Consider the following 24,320-nt stretch of genomic DNA (forward strand, 5'->3'; position numbering starts at 1 on the left):
ATGACCATGAAAACATTCAGAATTATTGTCTTCTCAATTTTAGTCATTGGCAGCCTTCAATCTTGTATTGTTTCTGAAAAACCCAATATGGATTTCTTTTCAGATACCAGGTATGATTTCAAAGATGCCAAGTTCACAAGCTTTAATGTGCCATTATTATTGGCTAAACCATACATCAAAAAAGCTTTAAGGCAAGACGGGGAAAGTGAAGAACTCATCAGCCTTATCAAAAAGGTTTCTAAAATAAAGGTTCTTACAGTAGAAAACGGAAGCAAAGAAATGCTGAATGATTATGCGAAATTTTTGAATAATAATCGTTACGAAGACTGGGCTACTATAAAACATAATGGCGAAAATGTTAACCTTCGTGTAAAGCAAAAAGGAGAGGCCATTAAAAATATGCTGATTACAGTGAATTCTGATAAAGAACTCGTTTTTGTGGACGTAAAAGGAGATTTTACTCCTGATGATATTTCAAAAATGATTAATGCTGTTTCAGATAAGTAATTCTTTTTCACTTCAAAAATCTTCTTATGGAAAAGCTGATCAAAGAAGTTCGTATTTTGAAAATTTATGCAGCTTCACTTACTGTAGTTTGTGTATTACTTTTTATACTGGCATTTAAAGCTACTCCTTCTGTTGAACGTTTTAAAGAGATAGATGTAGAACGCATCAATATTGTTGAAAAAGACGGAACTTTAAAAATGGTTATCAGTAATAAAGAACGTCAGCATCCGGGGATGGTGAATCACAAAAATATGAAGCAAAGAGAAAGAGATGCAGGATTGATCTTCTTTAATTCATTAGGAGATGAATGTGGTGGACTTGTATATGATGCCGATGAAAAAGGATCCGGGATGGTGTATTCAATAGATCAGAGAAATACAGATCAGATAATGCAGTTACAATATATGGAAGAAACCGGAAAAGATAAAAAAAGAGTGTACGGTTTAAAACTTTGGGATCGTCCGGATGATTTTCCGCTAGAAGCGATTATTAAGTTTGAAGATTCTCTGAAAAAGCTCAATGATCCTGTTGCAAGCAAAAAAGCATACGCCATGCTTAGAGAACAGGGGAAGTTAACCAATGAACGATTTTTTGCAGGCAAAGCTGCGAATGGAGATGTGGGAGTTTTTATTCGTGATACTAAAGGAAAAGTAAGATTAAAGTTATACGTTGATAAAAATAATCAGACTCATATTGAGAATCTGGACGAAAATGGAAATATTCTGAAATAGACATAATTATTTAAAATATTAACTCTAGACAAGTAGTTTCGGATATACTAAATTTATTTTGTGAAGGAAAACCGTTCTTAAAAAGGGCGGTTTTTCGATTTAACTTATTGATTATTAAATTTTATTTAAACTATTAAAAATGATTTTCATATGTCATCAAAATAACCTAATTTTGCAAAGAAAGTAAAGATGTCTATTCATAACAAAATTGTAGAGACAGCCATCACTTTCGATGACGTTCTTCTAGTCCCTTCTTATTCAGAAGTTTTACCTAACCAGGTTTCTTTAAAATCAAGACTTACCGATAAAATCACGCTGAATGTTCCGATAGTTTCCGCTGCAATGGACACTGTTACAGAGGCAGATTTGGCGATTGCATTGGCAAGAGTTGGTGGTTTAGGTTTCATCCATAAAAATATGACGATCGCAGAACAGGCTGCACAAGTAAACAGAGTAAAACGTTCCGAAAATGGAATGATCTCTGACCCTGTAACGCTTTCAAAAGATCATACTTTAGGTGAAGCTAGAGAATTAATGGCTAAATATAAAATATCTGGCCTTCCCGTGGTTGATCCCAATAATGTATTAATCGGAATTATCACAAACAGAGACGTAAAATATCAGGAAAACCTTGATGTAAAGGTTGAAGAGATCATGACTAAAGATAACCTGATCACCTCTGATAAAAATACCAATCTTGAGAAAGCAAAAGAAATTCTTCTTAAAAACAGAGTTGAAAAACTTCCTATTGTAGATGCTGAAAACAAATTGGTTGGTCTAATTACCATTAAAGATATCGATAATCAGCTTGAATACCCAAATGCAAACAAAGATCAAAACGGTAGATTAATCGTTGGTGCAGGTGTTGGAGTGGGCGAAGATACATTGGAAAGAATCGAGGCTCTTGTAAAAGCAGGAGTTGATATCATTGGTATTGATTCTGCTCACGGACATTCTATTGGAGTTTTAAATAAGATCAAAGAAATCAGACAAGTATATCCGGATTTGGATATCGTTGGTGGAAATATCGTAACAGCTGAAGCGGCGAAAGATCTTATTGAAGCTGGAGCAAACGTTCTGAAAGTAGGTGTTGGTCCTGGTTCTATTTGTACAACACGAGTGGTTGCTGGAGTTGGGGTTCCTCAATTATCTGCGATCTATAACGTTTACGAATATGCTCAGACTAAAAATATTGCAGTAATTGCTGACGGAGGTATTAAACTGTCAGGAGATATCGTAAAAGCAATTGCGAGTGGAGCAGGAGCAGTGATGTTAGGATCTCTTTTAGCAGGAACTGATGAAGCTCCGGGTGAAGAAATCATTTTCCAAGGTAGAAAATTCAAAACATACCAAGGGATGGGAAGCCTTTCTGCTATGAAGAGAGGAGGAAAAGAAAGATATTTCCAAAGTGAGGCTAAAAAATTCGTTCCGGAAGGAATTGAAGGAAGAGTACCAAGTAAAGGGAAATTGGAAGAAGTTATTTTCCAGTTAGTTGGAGGATTAAGAGCAGGAATGGGATATTGTGGAGCTAAAGATATTGAAACTTTACAGAAAGATTCCAAATTGGTAATGATTACAGGAAGTGGTTTGAAAGAGTCACACCCACACGATGTGATTATCACCCAGGAAGCTCCAAACTATTCTTTATAAAAGTATTAAATAATATAAAAAAGACTGCCTCATCATAAAGGCAGTCTTTTTTTATGAATAAAGTGAGGTTTTTGAATTACTAATCAAAATAAATAATTCATTTAATTAGTTTTAAGTAACTTCTAATTGTTTTTGAAAATAAATATTTAGATTGTTGTAACAAAAAAATATGTTTTTCGACTAACCATTATGATTTTTAAAGTGTGTTTGTTTTTTATATGTAGAAAATGAATGTAACTGATTAAAATGCGACTGAAATGTGAATTGAAAAAACTTTTTAAAAATTATAGAAATGAAGAAAACTTTCCTTTATGGAGCCGCGCTATTTTCGCTTTCATTAACAGCTCAACAACAGCCACCTAAACAGAAACTATGTGGATTTGATCAGCTTTTAAAACAACAGGACAAAGAAAACCCAGGAGCAAGAATAGCTCTTGAGAATATTGCTAGAAAAATTCAGTTAGAACAGAAAAAGAATCCATCAGCTTTTAATAAGACCGTAAATGGAGTTTATGAAATTCCGGTTGTTGTACACGTAATTGAAGGAGGAGATGGTGCATTTAGCAGAACGAATGCACAGATTCAGGCTTGGATTGAAAATGCTAATAAAATGTATGCAGGGACTTATCCATGGCCCTCTAATGGGGTACCGGGTGACTTTGGTACTTCTGCTGTATTTCCTATTAAGCTGGTACTGGCAAAAAGAACCCCACAATGTACAGAAACAACAGGTATTGTAAGATATAACGGAAGCTCTTTGCCTGGATATGCCACTTCCGGAATGGCCCAGTATACACCAAATGGTGCAACAAGAGCTGCTATTAAGAATTTAGCTCCACATTGGCCCGAAGCTTCTTATTTTAATATTTATTTAATAAGTATGTTTGATGGAGATACAAATCAGGACTCAGGATTGATGGGATTTGCAACATTTCCAAATTCACCAGATAACCAGTACGAGTCTTTCATGAAAGCAGGAACAGTTACCAATTTACATGATACAACTTTTGCTCATGAGTTTGGGCATGCTATGGGATTATATCATACATTCGAGGGAGGAGACTACCAGGTTCCAAGTACAAGTCCAGATTATTGCCCTCCTACTACGGGAGACTGTACTAAAGATGATGACATGGTTTGTGACACAGAAAGAGCGGGAGCTGCTTATTTAACTTATCCTCCAACAAACGCTCAGATTAACCCATGTACACAAGCTAACTATCAGGGAGTACAGTATAATATGATGAATTATACCAATTCCATAGCTCAGAAATTTACTCCGGGGCAAGGTGATAAAATAAACGGTCTTTTTATGCTGGTTAGAAGCAATTTGACAACATCAAAAGGAGCAACTGCACTATCTGGAACTACTGTCTCTACTGTTCCGATTGCTGCGGTATGCCTTCCTTCTGGAGTTGCTCATGCACCATCAACTGGAACGTTGGTCGGTCCTATTTCTGTCAAATTAGGACAAATTAATAATGCTACTGCCGGTTCTTGGGCTGGAGATCCTTATTATTACATTGATTATACATCAAAGAATTGTTTAGCGAATGTTCATACAACATTAGGTGTTAATCAATCACAGAATATACAGGTTGGTTTTGTTGGAAATGATCAGTCTGTAAGAGTTTGGATAGATTATAACAATAACGGTACATTTGAAGATTCTGAATTGGTTGCATCTGGAGATGATGTGGCAATTGACCCAGTTACTGAGATCGGAGCCTTTTCTGCCTCTTTTACACCTCCTGCAAGTGCAGTATTAGGTACACCTTTAAGAATGAGGGTTTTGGTTGATTATGCTGACCCTGCACAAATGATTGCATGTGGACAGCTAAATTATGGGCAAGCTGAGGATTATTCTGTAACATTAGTTTCAAATCTTGGAACTAATGAAGTAAAAACTAATAATACTGATTTAATGATTTATCCTAATCCTGTTGCTACGGGAGATAAAGTTTTCATCAAGGCTAAAAATGCTAAAAATTTGAAAGTTTCAATTTCTGATATGGCAGGAAGACTGGTTGGAAGTCCATCTGTATCTGAAGAAGGAAATGGAATTTATAAAGTAAATCAACAACTTGGAAAAGGGGTTTATATGATTCAGGTTTCTAATGGAAAAGACAGCAAAACTTCTAAGCTGATCATCAAATAAATTGATTAAGTTTAAGTAAATATTTATGCCTCCAATGAATGGAGGCATTTTTTATTTCACTTTTTTATATTTGAATCTTGGTTTGATAACCTTATTCAAAAACTTCCCTTTGGAAGATGCCTTGCCAAAGTTTTCAGCAATGTGAAGTGGTACTTTAAAATAGTCGTATACAGCCCCAGACTGATATATGATTCTTAATATTTCAGTTTCCGGAAAGTATATAAAATTATTAACAACACTAGAAGGCATATTTATTACGATCAAAAAATATTCCCTGAATTGAGAAAGAAAAGCTCCTGGAAACTCCAGAAGCTCTCATTAATTTTATAAAAAAATGCGATTCTATTTTTTTATGAATTTAAACTCATAGAATTGAAATTCTCTGGTTGTAATTTTTAACACATAAGCACCTGAAGTAAGTTCTGAAACATCAATTTTTGAATTGAATATTTCGGATTTTACAAGTCGACCGTCAATATTGTAAATCTGGATAATCTGTCCATCCTTAATTCCTGAAATTTGGATGAAATCTGAAACAGGATTAGGAAAAACTTGAATTTTGTCTTTAGAAACTTCTTGTATTCCAAGTGCGGGACCCTGTACATCACCTGTCATTATAGAATTATTAGGTGTTAAGTTACCACTGCATTGGCCGGTGGTTACCGCAGTGTTTTCAATCCATGTTCCAGCATTATTGCCTGGCGGTATAGGAAGGGAATTATTCCCTGTTGAGTTGTAATAAATTAAATCGGGAGTTGTAAAAGTACCATCTCCTTCATCACCAAGGAATTCCCATCTTGTAAGTGCATTGTTCCACTGAATTTTAAACTCACAGTTACCCAATCCACCACAAGGCTGCTGATCATTAATAGGGGTTGTCATATAGATGTTTTTGTTAAAAGCATCTACTCCTGTTTTGTTGAAGGTAAAATCTTGATCTTCAAAGAGATTATGACATCCGTTAAAAGTGATTGTCTGGGCTGAAGCTGAGCCTGCGAGTGCCAGACATAGTAAGTAAAGAATTTTCATAATTTTAATTTTGTGATGGGTATACTCCATATAATGCAATAATACATTTCAGAGTAATAAACGGAGGTCTGTTTTCATGAGCCTGATTTCCTCCGGTATTGTTCAGCATCGTGCTCTTCATTGTAGTATTTGTTGCTGCATCCGAATATTCTTTATCCAAAACTTTTGTATTGGCGGGAAGGTTTCCTGTAGGCAGATTTTGGTTACCATCAGTAGTTACTGCATTTACTGTATGATTGTGAGCAGGCATTTGAGTTACTGTTAAAGTGACGCTCTCAGCACCGCCATTCTGCCCCATCGTGTAAGTGGTAGGTCCTCCGGGAGCTTGCCCATTGTGTACAAGTACCCTTCCTCTCATGTCGGGTAATGCAAAGGTTGTAATTCCGTCTCCTCCATAAGTAGTTCCCAAAAGAGAAAAAAGAGCTTGATTTTGGGCAATTGACATAAGTTGCCCATTACATTCTGCCCAATTTTTCGGTGCAAAATTAAAAGCAACAAAAGCAATTTGTCCTACAAATGGTTCTGATGCCTGAGCTTTTAGTATAGGAGAAAATACACTGATCATAAACAGTGTAGATGCATAAAGTAAATTTTTCATGATAATCGATTTTTATTAGTATAAATTTAAAAAGAAAAACCTTTCAGATTGAACTAAAAGGTTTGAATTTATTAATGATTTTTGCTGTTTCTATAGATATTTTCTCTAGGAATTTAATAAATCGTGATAATTTGTAATATGAAGATATCCTTCTTCTTTAATACTCACAACTAATTGATGTTGGGCAGCTATGTCATAGATTTCCTTTGGAGACATACTTCCTTTTTCGCTAAGAGTAATGCTCATACTTTTAAGCAAATCAAGATGTAGGATTAGATCTTCTCTTGTCTTATGTGCGAGCTCCTGTATTAGTTTTTCTATTCTTTCATCGGTGATGTGCTGCTGCATGCGGTGAGGATACGCTTCAAGATTATAAGCCGCCTGATAATCATCTTCGAAACCATATTTTCTGATAAAATCAATAGCCAGGATTGTTGCTTGCTCTCTGTCATGACTTCTTCCGATGCTGGCATGCTGGTTTCCGAAAATAATTTCTTCGGCAATTCCCCCTGCAAGATAGATTTTGACTCTATTCAAAAGACTTTCCTTTGTATCGTGGATCTGATGTGGAAAAGTAAACCCGGCTGCATAACTGCTTGCTACCTTACTTTTAAGCTGTAAAGGAGCAAAGCCTGTATAGAGCATGTAAGAAATCGCATGCCCACATTCATGAACACTGATATTGGCCACAGCATCCTGTTGGTTGGCCTGTCTTATGCTGTCGATTCTTCCCAGGTATGGAATTTCAATAGTTCTGTCACCAATTTTTCCGGTAATAATCTTGCTTTCCTGAAGATAGTTGATCTCGATAGTCTTATCATCATGGATAATTGCTTCGAAAAGAAACTTGCTAAGATTGGTATCCAGGATATCTACTACGCTGCTGAATACTGGGCGGACTCCCTGAACCGGAAAAACTCCGTTTCTGTAGATCAGTTCGTTGATCGCTTTATTTATTTTTAAAGAAACTCCAAATTTCGTTTTGGTTTTATGCTTCAGATTATTGATCTCCCGCTGGATCAGCTTATGAAAATCTTCGGTTTTTAATGAAAAATAAATCAGATGAATATTCCCGAATCTGGCAACCTGCTCAGGCCGGAATTTTCTGGCTAAAGCATTTTTAATATCAACTACCGTTATTTTTTTAGTGAATGCATGATAAATATTGGCATCTACATCTGCTTCACTGGTCTCTCTTGACATCTGAAAGGCTTCATCCAGGTTTCCACTAATGATGATAAGCATTTTGCTGTAATCCACCGGCTCATAGATTTTCTTTTCTTTCTGTTTTTTGCGGATTAGCTTAATCATATCTTCCTCTTTCATATCAATGATGCTCATGACATCATCATCCATGCTGAGGTATTTTTTTAATTCTTTGGCGTCCCATAGATTTAGGTAAGGATTCTCATCCAGTTCTGTTTCTCCGTTTAGCTTTCGTCTATCGTTTTCTTTTTTTCGGAAAAGGTAAGAGAATAAATAATGTTCAAGATCCTCCCGCTCTCTTTTGCTGAGGCGTCCATCGCTCAAAAGCTCCCAAAAATCAGTGAACTTAGTTTGTGGAACCGGTATGCCATCCGGATCAATAGTATTGAAACGTTGGATTTCGTCAAAAAGGGCAATGCTGGGTTTCTCATCACTTAATCCGTTAGTCTGCAGGATATCTGAAACACTTTTACTCCAGGATGTTTCATCCGTATTGCTTAATTCAATTTCTACAAAACGGTTTTGAAAATCAAGAAAACGAACCATCTTTCTCACCAGATCCGTTTTTCCAACTCCGGTCATTCCCCATAGATTGATCACCACGGGACGGGTAAGAATCTCAGGCATCAGATACCAGATCTGAATATATTCCATAATATCATCGATGATCTTATCTATGCCGATGAATTCTTTTTTAAGATAAGCTTTGCAATCGTCCAGCTTTTTCTTTTTCTTCTGAATTTCTTCTTTATCAATAATCATAGATGAAAAATACATTATTTTTTTAGATTATCCTTGAAATCATCAATTCTGAAATCTGTCAATGCATTTCCCTTTTCAATTTTTTCCCTGGAATAAAGCTTGAAGTCATTTTCAGTCTTTTCCAGGAGATAATCATAAGGTCCCACATGGGAAATAAGTTTTACCAGAACGGGAGAGATTTCAAGACAGATAAAAAGCCCCATAATAAATGTAGCTGCCAGTCCTATAATGGCAGAATTTTTACCCAATTCATCCAATGCCTGAAGTCGGGCTGCAAAACCATTGAACTTATCTTCGAATGTTTCTGTAGATTTTCTTTCTGTTTCAAGATTGGTATATACTTTTGAAATTTCTTTATCCAGATATTCCAGTCTTGGAGCTACCTGTTTTTGATAATTTTCAAGATCCTGTCTGCGTTGTTCTTTCAATTGTTGTTTACGCTTGGCATTAGGCCCATATCCTTCTTTTCCACTGGTTAAACCAGATTCTTTTCCCAAAATTTCCTTTTCAAGTTCTACAGATGCAGAATCATATGATTGCTGATATAAAGCAGTTTTTTCTGCGATCTGTTTCTTCTCTGTTTCAAAAGGGCCGCTTTGCTGAAGAATTCTTCCCGTCATTTCACCCTGAAGCTGTTTTTTATTCCTTTGGATAATGGTGTTGAGTTGTTTGTTTACCTCTTTTTCAAAAATTTTAAGCTCTAAAGGTTTTGAAATAATAATCCCTAGAAATGTAGCAAGGATTAAACGAGGAATAGACATGAGAATCTGATTCCACCATGTTCCCGTTTTTTTGATGGAAGACACAATATATCTGTCGAGGTTAAAAATCATTAATCCCCACAGAATTCCAAATCCTATTGATGTCCATATATCATCAAATACTGTATACATAGCATACCCCGCAGATAGAGTTGCAAATACTGCGGTGAATAGGACAATTCCTCCAATACCGGAAAATTTATTCCACTCACTTGGAGTCTTTCTTAAAATATGGATGTTCCCGCCGGAGCATATCATGAGGAACTTCTGGAACCAATTTATTTTATGATTCGTTTGATTTATAGTTTGTTGGTTTGTTTTCATCATAGAAAATTTATACAAAGGTAGTATTAAAAATCATACCAATGTAAAAGATAGTATTATGTTTTGCAAAGTAATTAAAATTTTATTTTTTTATCTTAAATAATGGAGTAAAATCAGAATTCAAACTCAATAACTTTAATAATTGGTAATATAAAGCAGCTCATCTTTTATCAATTTTATCTTTCTTTTGTAATTTGTAATGTTTTGAAATCCAGTATTAAAAGGGTTTTACATGTTGGGGTGAAAAAAAAACAGAAATTATTTGGAGAAGTCATAAAAAATGTTAAATTTGTTATCAAGGGGAAGTCGAACAATTGTTATTATGACTCTAGAGGTATCGCAATACAGGCCGAAAATCCTGTCTTCCCCTTTTTAAAAAAACTATATCATGATAACCAGAAAAACATTCTTATCTCTAAGTTCATTAGGGATGATTTCGCTATTATTTCCTAGTTTTTTATTTTCAAAGACCCAACCTGGTTCTTTTGAAGATGTCAATAAGCTTTTGAAGTTGGCCGCAGATTTAAGAAAGCAAAAGAAATGGAGTGAAGCTCAAGCTAAATACAAACAAATTATTGAGCAATATCCTAATGAAATCAGAGCTTATGACGGGATGAGAAAAGCCCTGCTATCTGATAAAAAGAAAGAATGGGAAGTAATCCTTATGTTTAGAGCTGCACTGGCTTTAAATCCTGATAGTTCTGATCTTCAGCGTCGTCTTTATAAAGAATATATGAATGCTTCTCTGGGGAATAAAAAAATCAAAAAACTTATTGCCTTTGACGGACGTTTGCTTAGTGAGGTTAAAAGTAAATTTGAAGGTTTAACAGACATTAATGCCAGAAGTAATAACAGAGATAAGCAATATTCTAAAATCTGTAAACTGGTAGAACTCAATGCCGATACTGTGCATCCTCATAAAAATTTGGCTCTAAAGGCGTATAATAAAAAACAATATCAAAGCTTTAAAAAAGATTTGATGCATTATCATCAGACCAGCTAGAGATTGAGTTGAAAGAATTGTTAGCCAAACCCGATTCTCCGGATAGAAAACAACACATCCGAGAACTGTATAAAGTAAGCGTTACCACACTTAAAAAAGAGAAAAAGGGTCCTGAAGCCTTTAATAAAGCACTTACTTACTATAATACAATTGACAAAAAAGATCCGTTGTTTCTAGGATATATCAGACAATTAGGACGCTATCAAAAGCAATTTGATACCCTTATTACAGTTGAGACTCAAAATCATGCGTTAAAGAATTCATTCTGGTCTGCTATTTCTCTTTTCGATATTTATTTTTTAAAATCAAAAGAACAGAATACCTCGTTTTCTCCCACTTTAGATTCTTTATTGGTTAGTATGGCAAAAGAGGTGGATGATTTTAATATGGAACTCGAAGTAAACCTTCGAAAAATAAGATTAAATATTTATAAAAATAATCTGCCAGAAGCTAAAGCACAAATTTTAGTGCAGTGTAAAAATATGAGAGGTCTTTCCAATTCGCATATTATAGATAAAATGAATGTTGTTATAGCAGAGTTTTATCATAAAAGCGGAGATAAAGATGGTAAAAATCGTATTGTAAAAATTGCGATGCAGCCACGATCTTTTGCGGATGGCGAAGATGATTTGGTAAAATTATTGGCATTAATCAATATGAATAGGAACTATGATAAACCTGTTCATATACAGAATCTTAACCTACAAATATCAAAGATATGAGCAATAGAGTTATACTTTTAATCAGTTTCCTTTTTGCCGTAACAATGAGTGGGCAGATCATGATTACAGAAGTATATTATAATACTCCTGCTAATGAGAGACCTAAATTCGGGCAAGGAACAGTAGACGCTAAAAGGCATCATAGGGGGGAGTTTATAGAGATTTATAATTATAGTGATAAGGATCTGAATCTTCGAAATTGGTTTATAAGAGATTATGCAAGCTATGCCTGGCTTCCGGACAAAATTATTAAATCAGGCCAGCTCATGGTGGTTGCCTATAGTCCTATGCCTTATAATATGACAGATTTTCCCAGCTATTTTACTACAACAGCAGGAAAGGAAGATCAGATCATCTATCAAAATAGGGTGATGCTAAGAAATTTAAGAGAAAAAGTAGAGTTGGGATATTCATTCAATGGTGAGGATCTGAACAGTTATATCCCTGTAGAAAGCATTGATTTTAATTGGAAGCATGATGAAGAGCCTGCTCCTAATTTTATACCGAATGTTTGGAGTACACCAGATAAATTTTATACCATCAATTCTTTACAATATAATGGCACTTCTACTTATTCAGAAGGGATACCTAATCCTTTGGAAGCGGTAGTAAAACCTCCAATTAAAAGCTATGAATCCATGGTGGGCGGATACTTTACAGCCAATTATGCTCATCTAGACTGGAAGGATAATGTGGATGAAGTGCTGAATAGAATATGTCCTATTAATATAGAAAGGATCTCACAAGATCCTAAGACATCAAGTACAGGATCCAGTAATTGTTTCATATATGATACGGCCGGAAACTTTATCGTTACAAAAGATTGCAGTACATCAGGAATTAAAGATGCTTTACGATCCGGAAATGAGGAATATACTGCAGATGAGCTTGATGCTATTAAAAAAAGCATCGTGATCGCTCCTAATCCTACCAAGGCTTCTGATTCTTACAATGTGACAATTACATGGTCAGGAGCGGCTTTAAATACGATTAATAATATTCAGGTGTTTAATTCTTCAGCCAATACGGTGTATGGATTTGCGCCTGCTGAAGGAGTGAGTACTACAAGTTTTAATCTCCAGAACCAGTTACCGGGAGCATTTGTAGTGAATTTCGTGTTACATACAGGACAAATTATTTCTAAGAACGTTTTAAGATGGTAAAAATGAGAAAGCAAAATCTACTTCATATATTATTGTTTTTATTCTTCGCTTCAGGTTTTCAATCTCAGGAAGTTATCCAGGTTCCTCTTGAGTATAATACTTCAGGGTATGCGGAGAAACAGGCAGGTTCGCCCCAATCAGCAGATGCACAGAAAGGTATTGATGATAGACTGACTCCTACCATCAGTGCTGAAATGTCTGTGGGAGAGTCGGGTGCATTAACTTATACTCTGCCTATAGAAATTCATAAAGGAATCAATGACTTTCAGCCTAATATTGCTCTTTCGTATAATAGCCAGGGCGGAAACGGAATGGCCGGATGGGGATGGAATATTATGGGACTTTCCTCTATTTCGATAGGTGGGCAGAATAAAGAGATTGATGGTATTACTCGAGGAGCTCAATATGATGCTACAGATCCTTATTATCTGGACGGAGTTCGATTGATAAAACTGGATGATAATAATTTTGTAACGGAGAAGTTTTCTAAAATTAAGATTACAAAACAATCTACCGGAGAATTTCAGTTTATTATTCAGTATACAGATGGGAAAGTGGCTAAGTATAAAGAACTTACTCCAGGGCAATTCTACATATCAGTATTTCAGGATGCTTTTAATAATACGATTAATTATACTTATCAGGTAGACAATTATGTTGCAAGGATTACCAAGATTTCATACGGAGGAACAGGGGATCCGTTTAGTATTAATTTTGAATATAAATTACGAAAAGCCCAGACTGAGGCATATAGAAATGGGATAAAATATATTAATAAGTATGTGGTTTCAAATATCTACAGCCATTCTACTTATGATGGGATCTTTAGAAAATATATATTGGACCATGATTTTATCAATAGTAATACCAATGAAAGAATAAGACGTATTGATGTTGAGAATAAGGACGGATCAAGACTTAAACCTTTGGCTTTTGATTATAACTTAGGGGTAACAACAGGATACGTAAATAAATATGTAAAGGGTATTAGTAAGTTTCCGAAAGAAACAAAAGAATTGGGAGACATTGTTGCAGGAGACTTTTATGGGACGGGGGAATTAGTGACTTTCTATATTGCAAAAGGAACGGATGGCTCTTTTTCACTAATTAGTTCAAAAGGCAGTAAAATAGATTGGATTCCGGTTGAGCCAGGTTCAAAGTTAATTGTGGGAAAGGCCCTTAGTAATGATAATAAAATTACGGATAGAGATCAATTGATTATCGCTAATACTGGACTTTTTGCTACTTTACGAGTCATTGATCTTCTGACAAAGGAAGTGAGAACAATGAGTACGGGATTTCAGTCCAATGGGACGTGGACTTGGGATATCATGACCGGACAAATGTCTCTTAATCTTTCTGCCAATTGTGATAATTATGTTTCAGGAGATTTTAATAATGATGGCCTACTAGATTTAATACATTTCATTCCGGGTGATGCATGGTCACCTCTCCAGATTAATGCTTTTGAAGTAGGAAAAACCTTAGGTTCTTCAACAGAAACTATTCCATTTTCAATACCCAATCTAACCAATCCCGGAGGGTCTTTATATTTAAATTTTGATAGGGTCTACCAAATCGAGATGGATGGTGATGGAATTCCGGAACTCATGTTTATTGATGGGGAGAAATACTCTGTTTATAAAATTGATTTTCCTAATAAAAGATTAGTTCCAATGGATAATCTTCAGGGAGTTGTTTTACCGGATTTTGTTAATAACATTTATACAAAGCGTTTTACTCCCCTTATTTTCGGAGACTTCAATGGTGATGGATTAACAGACTTCATGACTCCAAAGAAAATTTATTTTATTGATAAAGATAATGCTGCCGGAGACGTAGCTAAAAGAATGGAAACCGAACCGCAAATGTGGTGGCAGTACATCAGTACTGGAAAAAGTTTTATATCAAGCACAAAAGATTATACAGCACAGAAGCTTTCTTATATCACACCTTCACAAAGGAGTTATTTCAGAGCAGGAGGCTCTTTCTGGAAACAGCTTTGGTCTGGTCCCGATGTAGAGTATGATTATACTGAATATGGTGCAACTACCATTATTCCAATGGACTTCAATAATGATGGGAAAACAGATCTTATTTCATTCAGCAAATTCGGAAAAGTAAAATATAGTGATACACAAAAGCTGGGATTGGCAGAAGTGCAGAATCTGGATGTGAAATACTTTGATCCTAATGGAGGAACATTTCCATGGTTCTTGAAAGATGCACTGTATACCAATAAGATTTTCTTCCATGAAAATAATAATACAGGCTTCAGCACTTTAAATACCGTATTGCCTCTAAATGCAGATTTAATTTCTCCATTTTCTATTCCTTTACAGTATACGACCTTTAATTTCCTTAATACCTACAGGTCAAAGCTAGCTATTTCAGATCCATTTACAGGAAAGGAACTTTCTTTTACTATTGATAATGATAAGTTTACAGAACAGCTCATTAAAAAGGTGTCCAATGGGTCAGGTGTTGATCAGCTGGTAGATTATAAACCAATGATGACTGATACGAATAATAATCTGGAAAAATGTTATATCAATAACATCAGTACCGGAGATTTCAGATATCCTTATTATGTTCATAAAAATAATGGTTCTACTTATCTTGTCAATAAAATAAATACCCTGTTTGATGGGAAAATTCTTACCAAGGAATACAGATATGAAAATGCAATACAGCATCTATGGGGTAAAGGATTTTTGGGTTTTCAGAAAACTTATGTGAGTGATGCTTATGAGTCTCAGCTTAAAGATGGGAAATATATAAATAAAGCACCTATGAAGGCGCTTTTCTGGACAAATACAACCAGAGACCCCTTAATGGATAATGCTATTATCAGAAGTACTTATGGAGGAATAAACAGGTTTATTACAGATAATAATATCTTCAATTTCAGGTTTGATAAAGGAAATCATCAGTATATGATTTTGGCCACAGATGAAATCAATAAAGACAACCTGAGAAATATTAAAATTACCAAAAGGTATGAATATGACGAGACTGATAATCTGAAACTAAAAAAAGCAACCACTGATTATAACGGAATAGGCTCATCTGTATCTAGTTATTCTTATAAACCTGAATTTTCTAATGGAGGACATTATTTTTATGGTAAAATAACTTCTGTGGAGAATACAACCAGCAAAGGAAGTTTGGTATTTACCACTAAGGATGAGTCAGATTATGATGCTAATGGAAATGTTTCTCAGATCAGAAAATATGGAAATAGTGCAGCGTCAGCACCCATTGTAACAACCCTTATTTATGATTCTTTTGGAAATACTAAATCAAAAACGGTATCAACAACAGGACTTGCCTCTCAAACTGAGAGCTATGATTATGATAATACTAATCGTTACATCGTAAAGACAACCTCTCCTGACGGATTATTTTCAACGGCTATAGTTAATACATTAGGACGCACAAGCTCTGAAACTTCTTCACTAGGATTAAATACTTCATATAATTATGACGAATGGGGAAATATTATAGAGGTTATAGATTTTCTGGGTAAAAAGACCACTATTTCCAAGTCAGTTGCAGATGCATCTACAGGAGGTGTTTACAATTTACATAAAAAGAGAGAGGGTGGAATTGAGTCTATTGTAACTTTTGATCGATTTGATCGAGAAGTTCAAACTAAAAGCCAGGCTGTAAATGGAAAATGGTTCGTTTCTAAAATAGAGTATGATATTTTCGGCAGAAAAATAAAAACATCAGAACCATTTTTTGATGGAGAAACCATAAAATGGAACACAATTGAATATGATGAACTAAATCGACCTGTAAAGAATATCGTTTTTACAGGAAAAGTGATTACAACTTGTTATGAAGGTCTGAAAGTAACAGTAGATGATGGTCGTAAAAAAACGGCCAAAACATTGGATGCAATGGGACATGTTATCAAACAACAGGATCATGGCGGTGTTATTAACTTTTCTTATTATCCTAACGGAGCTTTAAGAGACACAAGTTATGAAGGAATAAAAACCTCTATAGAAATTGATGGTTGGGGAAATAAAATAAAATTAACAGATCCTACTGCTGGAATGTTTACTTATGAATATGATAATTTCAGCAGGATTACTAAAGAAACAAATCCTAAAGGTTATACTTTGTATACATATGATGATTTAGGCAGACCGCAGACTGAAAAAACATATGGAAAAACTACTGCTGAAAATACAAATATTGAAAAAACATACATATATGATGGACAAACCAAACTGCCAAAGACTATAACAGGAACTAGTAACGGAAAATCTTTTGTATATACTACTTATTATGATCAATATTACCGAATAATAGGGAAAAAGAAGAAACGCCCGACTTTATATACTCATCATCTACCACATTTGATGATTTTGGACGAGCTGATATTCTGAATATTTCAACACAAATCTCAGGATATACTTCAAATTCTTCAATCAAAAATGTGTATGATAGCAATGGAATTCTTATTCAAAAGAATGATAATGTTGCAGGAAATATGATTTGGCACCTTTCCAGTATTAATAGTAAAGGGCAGATTACACAAATGGAGTATGGGAATGGGTATACAATAACCAATCAGTATAATGCTGCAAATCAATCATTAACCAATATAAAACATCAAAATAGTAATAATGGAAATATAGTTCTTGATGTTGATTATAATTATGATGTTAATAAAGGAATCTTAAACAGTAGACAGAATAACACTTTTGGGAGAAGAGAAGACTTTACCTATGATACTCTCAATCGTTTACTCTCCGAGAGTTTAAATGGTGCTTTAACTAATGAATATACTTACGATAATAGAGGCAGATTAACTTCAAATAGAGAACTGGGAACCTATAAATATAATTCAAATGATTATAAAATAAACGGGATTGATTTTAATGTAAATGGAGAAAGCGTTATTAAGCAGCGAGGATTTTCCAATATTACTTATAATGCATTTAAAAGCCCTAATAAGATTACTTTAGGGAAAGAGGATATAAATTTTGAATATAATATTCTCAGAACAAGATATGCAATGCAATCAAGAAAAAACAACAATGTCAAATATTATTCTTCTGATTTTTCGATAGAAATTAAAAGTGGAATTGGACAGGCTAACGGAGTGCTTGTTAAAAATATTGAAATTGTTACCTACCTTACCGGAGATCCTTATTCCGGTGAATATATTAAGAAAGAAATCTTAAATGATGGTGTTCTAGCAGAGAGTAATAATTATTATCTCCACCGGGATAATCTGGGAAGTATTTTGGGAATTACAAAAGCCGATGGATCAGTAGTTGAAAAACGGTTTTTCGATGCGTGGGGTAATTTAAAAGCTTTAACGAATTCTGCGGGGCAAACAACAACAAACACCAAAGAATTAGCAAATGCAAAATTATTCTTAGACAGAGGTTACACAGGGCATGAACATCTATGGACAGTAGGTCTTGTTAATATGAATGCACGTCTTTATGATCCTATTTTAAGGAAGTTTTTAAGTCCTGATAATCTGGTGCCGGATGTATTTAATACTCAAAGTTATGACCTCTATGGATATGTAAATAATAATCCTCTATTGTATATTGATCTTGACGGAAATGATCCTGTTTCCATAGGTATTGGTCTAACTCTCGTAATTGCTGCTGCTATAGGAATTACAACTCATATTATTATCAATGCAATTAATGGGATTCCAATCTGGTACGGATTAGGCAAAGCAGCTGTAATAAGTACCGTTATGGGAGCTGTAAGCTTTGGAATTGGATCGGCGGCATCAAGTGCCGCAGTTGGATTCATAGGAAGGGCAGCGCTCCAAGCCGGTATGCATGCAATGGCAGGAGGAATTATGTCTACCCTTGAAACCGGTAACTTTGGTTCAGGTTTTCTTTCAGGAGCTGTTTCTTCCATAATCTCAAGCGGAATAGAATTTTTAGGAAGAGCTGGAGGAGCAATAAGTACTGCCGGAAAATATAGTAACTTTGGAAGTAGAAATCCAGATTTGTTAAAAGCTATTATGCTAGTGTCAGGTGGATTAAGTGGAGGAATGTCTTCTGTAATTGCTGGAGGGAATTTTTGGATGGGAATGAGACAGGGATTAATAACTAGTGGATTGAACCATTTAGGACACATGGCATTTGAAAAAGCTGGTGAAGATATATCTGCGACGAAAGAAGATAAAGATCGTTATAAGGAAACAAAAACAGCTTATTATAAAATGCTAAAAGAAGGAAAATATGAAGGCGCATTAAACCTTCTGACAAGTACATTTAAATTTAATGAAGGATTAGTAGAATATTTTTGTGGATACGATATAAGAAAAGACGATCAAACATTTTTTGTAACTCATTCAGAAGCTAAAGATGGCGCATGGATCGAAATCCATACTGGGTTCTTGAAAGAGTTTGGAACTGCTACAAGAGCATTGTTTCATGAATGGCACCACATAAAGCAAAACTATATCCTAATTAAATTTGATAAGAGCTATGAATATCATTCTTTTAGGGAATTTGATGCTTATATTCAAACGGTTACTAACCCATTCCTGCCGCCTGCAGAAAGTTCAGCAATGCAGCAATGGACTAAAAGTATAAGTGAATACTGGAATGGCACTAATGGAAGAGAAGCTGTTCCTGCACATGTTAAAAGCAAGTATTTGATGAATTTATCTTTTCAATTTTTACTACGCTAATGAAACCAATTATTTTTTCAATTTTTATGTTCTTGTTTATTACCTGTTTAGGACAGGAAAAACAAACGGAATACACCTATAAGATTCATATTGATAACATTAATATGGGAGAAGTAATGCTTGAAATCAGAAACCCTAATAAAAAATCACTTAGGGTTTCTGACAATATTGATAATAATGCTTTAATAGTTACAGCATTCCAGAAAAGTGATACTGAAGCCGAAGGGTATGAAGATATCGATTATCCTAAAAAACATTTTGATTGCTTTGTAGAGCCGTGCTTTCCCTACACGTTTTTACTTAAAAAGAATAGGGCAAAGCAATATAAGTTCAATATTTTTAGCCCTTCTCCATTAGAAAAAAATAAATGGTATCGTTTTAAAGTCTCTTTAGAAACAAGAATCTGTAAAAACTGTCATTTTATAAGCAGCGATTGGATTTACTTTAAAAGACAATAAAATTGTTTTCAGACAAGCTATAGGTAAGAGTTGTTCAACGGCAAAATGTAACAAAATTTTAATTAAATTTAGGGAGTAAGTATTACTTCAACCTATCCGGATTCTGCTTCAAAAAACTATCCCATCCGGAATAAGACTTGGTATCTGTAATCGTTCCGGAATTAAAATGATGACATACGGCAACGGCAAGACCATCGGAAGCATCTAAATATTTTGTTGGAAATTCCTTCAGCTTAAAAAGATTCTGAAGCATTCCTGCTACCTGCTCTTTGCTGGCATTCCCATTTCCGGTAATGGCCATTTTAATTTTTTTAGGAGAATATTCAGTGATGGGAATATTTCTGTATAGGCTGGCTGCCATAGCAACCCCTTGAGCTCTTCCCAACTTAAGCATACTCTGTACGTTTTTCCCAAAGAATGGGGCTTCAAGTGCTACTTCGTCAGGGTGATACTCGTCAATTAATGCTAATGTCTTTTCAAAAATATATTTTAGCTTGGTCTCATGGTTGGGGTATTTTTTTAGAATCAATTCATGAAGGGCAATCATCTCCATTTTATCTTTTTTAACGGAAATAAGACCAAATCCCATCACGGTTGTTCCGGGATCAATACCTAAAATTATCTTCTCTGCAATCATTGGGATCAAAGATAGGGCTTTCTCATGTTTTAAAGAGTGGGAAAATATATTTTAAATATTCAATTATATTTAAAATTTTCATTTTTACATTGACTGCTTTGATGCTTTTCCTATGTTTTTTATTTTTTTTTCTGTTTTTGATTAAAATTAATTGAATACTTTATTAATTTTAAATAAAAATTGATTATGAAAAAATTATTCAATGGTCTAATCATTCTCACGCTTTTATTATGTAGTTTTCAAAAAGAAAGTGAGACAGAGTTATCCGCTAATGCCACTGTTGCAACAGAAAATGACAGAATTATTTATCTGTTTTTTAAGGCAGATAAAGATCAATCAGGGATTGACAAAATCGTTCTCCAAAACAGCAGAATTTCAAATGGAAGATTGAAATACAGTGTTTCTTTTAAAAGAAATGAAGCTCAAAAAGGGGATTATATCATTACACTTGCAGAATCGGGAGGAAGAGAAATAGCCCAACAGCTTATAAAAAATCCGCTCAACCCTACATTAGAAGTTTACGAAAAAGAAGGAATTACAAGACAAAAAGCATCTCTTCAGAATGTAGAGTTCAGTGCAAGGTTTTCTTATTCTGAAAATATCCAACTTGTAAAAATTGAGAAAGTAACAGAGTCAGGAGTTCAACTATTATTCACTCAAAAACTATCATTATGAAAAAAGTTTTATTCTCCCTTTTGATAAGCAGCAGTTGTTTTGCTCAGGTATTTGAAACGGTTCCTCTTTTACAAAACGGCGATAACAGTAAACGTGTAGTGATTGCTGTACTAGGAGATGGATTTACCACTTCTGAACAAGCTGCATTTACGGCATCAGCGACTACTACTATAAATTATCTTTTTACAAAAAGCCCCTATAATCAGTATAAAAATTACTTCAATGCTTATGCTGTTAAAGTTGTCTCCACAGAATCTGGAGTGAAACACCCGGGAACTGCTACAGATGTTATTGAGCCGGTAATTCCTGTGTCTAATCCCAACAACTATCTTGGCTCTTCATTTGATTTTGGCGTTCACAGATGTATCTACAGTAATACCACTAATAAAGTAGGACAGGTACTGGCTGCTAGTATTCCTGATTATGACATTACATACATATTAGGTAACTCCACAGAATATGGAGGATGTGGCGGCACTTATGCTTTTGCTTCTTTAGCGGCTGCGTCCAATGAGATTGTAGTTCATGAATTAGGACACTCATTTGGGGAGTTAGCCGATGAATATTGGTTTGCAGGTTCACTTGAATCACCCAATAAGACCCAGAATTCTAATCCTGCTACAATAAAATGGAAAAACTGGATCGGGATAAATGGAATAGGAATCAATCCGTACACAGAGAGCCCAACATGGTTCAGACCTCATCAGAATTGCGAGATGAGATTTCTTGACAGACAATTTTGTTCCGTGTGTAAAGAAACGATCATTGAAAAAATCCATTCATTAGTTTCTCCTGTGGATTCTTTTACACCAGCAAATACCTCTTCAGTAAATGCTTCAGCGGATGTTACCTTTACAGTGAATGAAATACTTCCTGTTCCTAATACTCTAGTCAATTCTTGGAAGCTGAACGGAACCACACTTACAGCCACGGGAAATACACTTACTCTGAGCCCTTCACAACTTAATGCGGGAAGTAATACATTACTCTTTTCTGTTGTAGATGACAATCCTCTTTTGAAAGTGGATAATCATAGCAGTATACATATTACGAATGTTTCTTGGACATTAATAAAATCTACCCTTGGACTTTCTGAAGTGAATGCGGAAGAAAGAAGATTCAGCATCTATCCGAACCCTACAACAGGTGAATTTTATATAAAAGGAAAAAAAGACTTCTCGAAAAATGTGAATGTTGAAATATATGATGCTTCAGGAAAACGTATTCCTAATAAGTTTGAGCTAAGCGAACCCGCATCAATCAAAATTGATATTAAAAACTTTCCGACCGGAACTTATCTGATGAATATCATTGAAAATAAAAACATTATTATTTCCCAAAAGATTATAAAAGAATAAATTTAAGCTAGCAGAGATCGACTAACTAGTTGATCTCTGCTAGCTTTTTCTCTGCAATAGGAACCCAATTCCCATCATGGCGTAACAATAGAATTTTATTAACTAAAAATTTAGTTTTGTATTCTTGGTGCTCATATTTTTCCCAGGCTTTAAGATAATTTTCCCAGCTAAGATCCCTGTATCCTACAGTCATATGTGGGGTAAAAGAATATTTTGTAAAGTTAAACTGCTGTTTTACCCTATCGTGAAGATCTGTTAAAGAGAGATTGTCTTCAGGATGCACAAAAATCACCGGATTTTTGGGATTGGCAAAACTGCCGAAGCCATTCAATTCAATTTCAAAGGGTGAAAGGCTGGTGTTAATTTTTTGAAATGCAATGTGAATATCTTCTTCCAATTCCAGCTCTCTGGAGAAAGGAGGGAAAAGAGTAATATGGGCTTCATTTTTTAAGGCTTTGGAATTACCATAAGAAACTGCCATATCTCTTTTGAAAACCTTTATTTCTTCAATAATATCCTCAGGCGGATAGATGGCTATGAAGTACATTTTTTTCATAAAGCAAATTAAAAAATAAATTTAAATGTATAAAAAACTGCACAAAATGCGGGCTTTTCACCTATTTATTATTTATCTTCAGTACTAGATAAAAACTAGTGTCCTGATCTAAGCTGATTAAGAGTATTTTCAAGATGATCTGTGATCTTCTTCACTTCAATATGAGGTTTAAAGACCAGGCCTTTCCCTTTTTCTTCATCTGCAATATTAGAAAGGATAATCACGGAAGTCTTCGTTTCAGGGTAGTAGATATTCAGGGAAGGGGAGCCTTTTACATATCCACTGTGAAAATAAGAATTCGGCTTGCCTATGTTGAGCATGATTCCATAAGCATAGCCCATTTTTCCAAAGATAGCATGTCTTCTTTCCGCACTTTTTGCCATGAAAAGTGTAAGGGTTTCAGGTTTTAGAATTTTTCCACTATACAATGCATTATTCCATGTATGAAGATCCTGAATAGTAGAAAGAATTCCTCCGGCAGGTGTCCCGATTTCTTTACCTCCTAATCTTTTGGGCATGTTGGGAACTTCCTGAAACTGATTTGTATTTCCAAGGTAGGCTGATGCAAAATTAGAGCCTTTAAAAATATCTCCGGTTGAAGATTGGGCCATTCCTGCTTTTTTAAACAATTCCAACGCATTGTCATCGTATGATTTTCCAGATACCGTTTCTACAATTTTTCCTAGTGCATTAAATCCATCATTGGAATAGTAGAAATCTGTTCCACTTTTAAACATCAGTTTCCCACCCATCAAATTCAATCCTGAAGTGTGGTTCAAAAGCTGATGAATCGTAATATTTTCATACTCTTTGATCTGAAATTCCTTTAAATACTTAGAAACTTTATCCGTCACATTTAATTTTCCCTGCTCCATCTGAAGTAAAATCATAACGGCAGTGAACTGCTTGCTTACAGATCCGATGGCAAAAATGGTATTGCTGTCTATTTTAGCTTTTCTCTTAAAATCAGAATACCCGCTTTCTTTTCTGTAAAGAGGAAGGGAATCCTTGAAAACCGCAATACTTCCATTGAAATGATACTTTTTGAATACAGAATCAATCTGCTGTTCCAAAAGGGTTTTCTGAAAAGCAGTGATGGTAGAATCAACAATGGCTTTTTTATCAACGGGTGGTGGTGGAGTTTCTGTTTTACATGATAATAAAAAACAAAAGGGAAGAAGGAACAATAAATTTTTGATCACGGGTGTTTATTTTTTGAAATTAAAATTGATATTCTTAAAGATACTGAAATTTTTAAGAGCGTTGTAGGATGCAAAATGCGTGCTAAGAAGGGATATTTAACGTAATTAATGTACATTTAATGGTTCTTTGAAGAC

Annotated in this window: 20 protein-coding genes; 12 read left to right on the top strand and 8 right to left on the bottom strand. The window is 34.8% G+C overall.

Annotation, left to right across the window (positions count from 1 at the left end; genetic code table 11):
- The first annotated feature begins 6 nt into the window (after positions 1 to 6).
- The 4 genes from H5J24_RS00200 (at position 7) to H5J24_RS00215 (ending at position 5,046) form a co-directional block, all read left to right on the top strand.
- Positions 7 to 507, top strand: a complete 501-nt coding sequence (locus H5J24_RS00200; RefSeq protein WP_068945234.1) for a DUF4252 domain-containing protein — start codon at positions 7 to 9, stop codon at positions 505 to 507.
- A gap of 26 nt (positions 508 to 533) precedes the next feature.
- Positions 534 to 1,238, top strand: a complete 705-nt coding sequence (locus tag H5J24_RS00205) for a hypothetical protein (RefSeq protein WP_068944971.1) — start codon at positions 534 to 536, stop codon at positions 1,236 to 1,238.
- A 189-nt stretch (positions 1,239 to 1,427) separates the two neighbouring features.
- Positions 1,428 to 2,888 (top strand): IMP dehydrogenase, encoded by a 1,461-nt coding sequence (gene guaB / locus H5J24_RS00210; RefSeq protein ID WP_068944970.1) that lies wholly within the window; start codon positions 1,428 to 1,430, stop codon positions 2,886 to 2,888.
- Positions 2,889 to 3,180: 292 nt separating this feature from the next.
- Complete coding sequence (locus H5J24_RS00215) at positions 3,181 to 5,046, top strand: zinc-dependent metalloprotease (RefSeq protein ID WP_068944969.1); 1,866 nt, start codon at positions 3,181 to 3,183, stop codon at positions 5,044 to 5,046.
- A 51-nt stretch (positions 5,047 to 5,097) separates the two neighbouring features.
- On the opposite strand, the gene H5J24_RS00220 is transcribed toward H5J24_RS00215, so the two are convergent.
- The 5 genes from H5J24_RS00220 to H5J24_RS00240 form a co-directional block, all read right to left on the bottom strand.
- A complete protein-coding gene (locus H5J24_RS00220; RefSeq protein WP_068944968.1) occupies positions 5,098 to 5,295 on the bottom strand; it encodes a KTSC domain-containing protein in 198 nt (65 codons plus the stop codon).
- Positions 5,296 to 5,388: 93 nt separating this feature from the next.
- Positions 5,389 to 6,075: a T9SS type A sorting domain-containing protein gene (locus tag H5J24_RS00225; RefSeq protein WP_068945233.1), complete on the bottom strand. Its 687-nt coding sequence runs from the start codon at positions 6,073 to 6,075 to the stop codon at positions 5,389 to 5,391.
- Between the two features lie 4 nt (positions 6,076 to 6,079).
- A complete protein-coding gene (locus H5J24_RS00230) occupies positions 6,080 to 6,673 on the bottom strand; it encodes a phage tail protein (protein WP_082811303.1) in 594 nt (197 codons plus the stop codon).
- 105 nt (positions 6,674 to 6,778) lie between these two features.
- Positions 6,779 to 8,656, bottom strand: coding sequence for an AAA family ATPase (locus H5J24_RS00235; RefSeq protein ID WP_228407685.1), 1,878 nt, complete (start codon positions 8,654 to 8,656; stop codon positions 6,779 to 6,781).
- Positions 8,656 to 9,726, bottom strand: coding sequence for a DUF4407 domain-containing protein (locus H5J24_RS00240; RefSeq protein ID WP_068945230.1), 1,071 nt, complete (start codon positions 9,724 to 9,726; stop codon positions 8,656 to 8,658). The genes H5J24_RS00235 and H5J24_RS00240 overlap by 1 nt, the downstream gene beginning before the upstream one ends.
- Positions 9,727 to 10,114: 388 nt before the next feature.
- On the opposite strand from H5J24_RS00240, the gene H5J24_RS00245 reads away from it, so the two are divergent.
- From H5J24_RS00245 to H5J24_RS00270, 6 genes are read left to right on the top strand one after another with little or no spacing between them, the layout of a single operon-like run.
- Entirely contained in the window at positions 10,115 to 10,729 is a 615-nt protein-coding gene (locus H5J24_RS00245; protein ID WP_232815955.1) for a tetratricopeptide repeat protein, read from the top strand.
- Positions 10,730 to 10,737: 8 nt separating this feature from the next.
- On the top strand, positions 10,738 to 11,451 hold the full coding sequence (locus H5J24_RS00250; protein ID WP_232815956.1) for a hypothetical protein: 714 nt from the start codon (positions 10,738 to 10,740) through the stop codon (positions 11,449 to 11,451).
- Complete coding sequence (locus tag H5J24_RS00255) at positions 11,448 to 12,614, top strand: lamin tail domain-containing protein (protein ID WP_082811302.1); 1,167 nt, start codon at positions 11,448 to 11,450, stop codon at positions 12,612 to 12,614. Before H5J24_RS00250 ends, H5J24_RS00255 begins: the two co-directional genes overlap by 4 nt.
- 2 nt (positions 12,615 to 12,616) lie before the next feature.
- Complete coding sequence (locus tag H5J24_RS00260) at positions 12,617 to 17,014, top strand: SpvB/TcaC N-terminal domain-containing protein (protein ID WP_232815957.1); 4,398 nt, start codon at positions 12,617 to 12,619, stop codon at positions 17,012 to 17,014.
- Between the two features lie 50 nt (positions 17,015 to 17,064).
- Complete coding sequence (locus tag H5J24_RS00265) at positions 17,065 to 19,299, top strand: RHS repeat domain-containing protein (protein WP_232815958.1); 2,235 nt, start codon at positions 17,065 to 17,067, stop codon at positions 19,297 to 19,299.
- Positions 19,299 to 19,757, top strand: coding sequence for a hypothetical protein (locus H5J24_RS00270; RefSeq protein WP_068944963.1), 459 nt, complete (start codon positions 19,299 to 19,301; stop codon positions 19,755 to 19,757). The genes H5J24_RS00265 and H5J24_RS00270 overlap by 1 nt, the downstream gene beginning before the upstream one ends.
- Before the next feature lie 82 nt (positions 19,758 to 19,839).
- On the opposite strand, the gene ruvC is transcribed toward H5J24_RS00270, so the two are convergent.
- Entirely contained in the window at positions 19,840 to 20,394 is a 555-nt protein-coding gene (gene ruvC / locus H5J24_RS00275; RefSeq protein WP_068944962.1) for a crossover junction endodeoxyribonuclease RuvC, read from the bottom strand.
- 186 nt (positions 20,395 to 20,580) lie between these two features.
- Between ruvC and H5J24_RS00280 the strand changes: the two genes are divergently transcribed.
- Together H5J24_RS00280 and H5J24_RS00285 are read left to right on the top strand one after the other, a co-directional pair.
- The gene (locus H5J24_RS00280) at positions 20,581 to 21,069 is read left to right on the top strand and encodes a hypothetical protein (protein WP_068944961.1); all 489 of its coding nucleotides are present in this window, start codon (positions 20,581 to 20,583) and stop codon (positions 21,067 to 21,069) included.
- Positions 21,066 to 22,427 carry a T9SS type A sorting domain-containing protein gene (locus H5J24_RS00285; protein WP_068944960.1) on the top strand — a complete coding sequence of 454 codons (1,362 nt, stop codon included), beginning with the start codon at positions 21,066 to 21,068 and terminating at the stop codon, positions 22,425 to 22,427. The genes H5J24_RS00280 and H5J24_RS00285 overlap by 4 nt, the downstream gene beginning before the upstream one ends.
- Before the next feature lie 25 nt (positions 22,428 to 22,452).
- Here the strand turns inward: H5J24_RS00285 and H5J24_RS00290 are convergent, their stop codons facing one another.
- Positions 22,453 to 22,983 (bottom strand): 2'-5' RNA ligase family protein, encoded by a 531-nt coding sequence (locus H5J24_RS00290; RefSeq protein ID WP_068944959.1) that lies wholly within the window; start codon positions 22,981 to 22,983, stop codon positions 22,453 to 22,455.
- Positions 22,984 to 23,078: 95 nt separating this feature from the next.
- Positions 23,079 to 24,185 carry a serine hydrolase domain-containing protein gene (locus H5J24_RS00295; protein WP_068944958.1) on the bottom strand — a complete coding sequence of 369 codons (1,107 nt, stop codon included), beginning with the start codon at positions 24,183 to 24,185 and terminating at the stop codon, positions 23,079 to 23,081.
- Positions 24,186 to 24,320: the final 135 nt, after the last annotated feature.

Origin of the sequence: Chryseobacterium capnotolerans (assembly GCF_021278965.1) — a bacterium.
Taxonomy (GTDB): domain Bacteria; phylum Bacteroidota; class Bacteroidia; order Flavobacteriales; family Weeksellaceae; genus Chryseobacterium; species Chryseobacterium capnotolerans.